Here is a 1,640-nt window from a genome sequence, read left to right on the forward strand (position 1 = left end):
TCGCCCGCTGGACGTACTGGTTCAGGGCCTCGGCCAGGTGCGGCAGGCCGAGCTTGGCAGCCGTGGTGCGGATGCGGGTGCTGGTGAGCTCGCTCAACGGGCTTCCTTCGTCGGTGACTTGGCGGAGAAGGGGCGGGTGCCGGTCAGCTCGTCATAGACCGACAGCGGGCGGCGGCCGACCTCGACGTTTGCGGCAGCGGCCCGGTTCAGCAGAGCCTGCAGCGGTCCGGCCTCCGCCTTCGGCGGCTGGCCGCGACGGGGTGAGGGCAGAACGTCATCGCCGGTGGTGACACGGCGGCCGGCGCCGGTGGGAAGGCCGTCCCAGTGGGCCTCATCCACGATGCGGGCGCCTCGGCCAACAGCCCGCGGGTGGACGGCCAGTAGCGTCTGGCCGCTGGCATCGGGAACGGTGGAATGCAGACTGACCTGCGACTTCGTGGCCCGGATCTCGACCAGCTGACGGGGGCGGACCTTGCGGGCGGGCACTGAGTAGAGGTTCGCGTCGAAGGCGACCAGGCAGTCCTTGCCGACGTGCCGCAGATGCCGCTGCGTGACCACATACGGAGTCGCCGGCAGCGGACGCAGGGCCATGTGGTCGCGCACCGCCCGGTGTCCGATGACTTCGCCGTGAGTGCCGTGGACCTTCACCCGCCGCAGCGGGACCCAGGCGGCGAAGGCGGCGTTCAGCTCCTCGATGGAGGAGAAGGCCCGCCCGGCCAGGACGTGGTCGCGGACGATGTTCACCTGCCGCTCGACCCGGCCCTTGCCCTGCGGGCGGTAGGCGGCCAGCACGTCGATGTCGAAGTCGTAGTGCCCGGCGAAGGCGACCGCCTCCGGGTGCAGCGGAACGGCCTCACCCGGAGCGACATGCCGGCGCACGACCGTCTTGGTCCGGTCGTAGACGATGCTCATCGGCACCCCGCCGAAGTGCGCGAACGCGGCCCGGTGGCAGTCGAAGAACGTGGCCAGGTCCTGGCTGGTGGTGAAGCAGCAGAACGGGTCGCGCGAGTACGACAGCGTCATGTGGAAGGAGTAGACCTTCGGGATGCCGACATGGGCGAGGATCTTTCCCTCGTCTCCCCAGTCGACCTGGGCCTGAGCACCCGGGACGACCTCGAACCGCCGGTGCAGGCCCGCCAGCTCACCTGGGCTGATGCCCAATTCCTCCGCGATCCGGGGGCGGGCTTCCTGCAGGTAGAGCTTCACCCGCTGGTAGTTGATCGTGACCCCGTACTCCTGGGTCAGGCGCTCGTGGATCACCCTGCCCTTGAGCAGGATCTCGGACCTGAGCATCGCGTCGATCAGCGGCGCGACCTCGTCCACCACCCGCCGAGGCCGCTGATCTGCTGCTTCTCTCTTCGGCGGCGCAACCGATGCGGGGTCCTTGAGGTACTTGCTGACCGTCCGGCGGTTCAGCCCGGTCTCCTTTGCGATCTCCCGCAGGCTCATCGCACCGGACTCGTACAGCGGACGAAACCGCCTCAACTCCAGCCAGCGATGCGGATCCAAGACCACCGTCAGCCGCCTCCCTGCCACCCCGAACCGACAGCAGCAGACTCACGGCCGACACCCCGTCACCGCATCAGAAATGGTGCACTTTCATCCGTACGAGGTGGTGCACGTTCGCTTGTACGCCGACA

At 68.7% G+C, this 1,640-nt stretch carries 1 protein-coding gene and 1 pseudogene; both read right to left on the minus strand.

Going from position 1 to position 1,640, the window contains the following annotated elements; translation table 11 throughout:
* Positions 1-97 (minus strand): annotated as a pseudogene (locus ACWBNA_RS47760) (AAA family ATPase); the annotation flags it as partial.
* Positions 94-1,515 carry an IS21 family transposase gene (gene istA / locus ACWBNA_RS47765; protein ID WP_482710872.1) on the minus strand — a complete coding sequence of 474 codons (1,422 nt, stop codon included), beginning with the start codon at positions 1,513-1,515 and terminating at the stop codon, positions 94-96. The gene istA and the pseudogene ACWBNA_RS47760, both read right to left, overlap by 4 nt.
* Between the last annotated feature and the right edge of the window lie 125 nt (positions 1,516-1,640).

The organism is Streptomyces sp. Q2 (assembly GCF_056820935.1).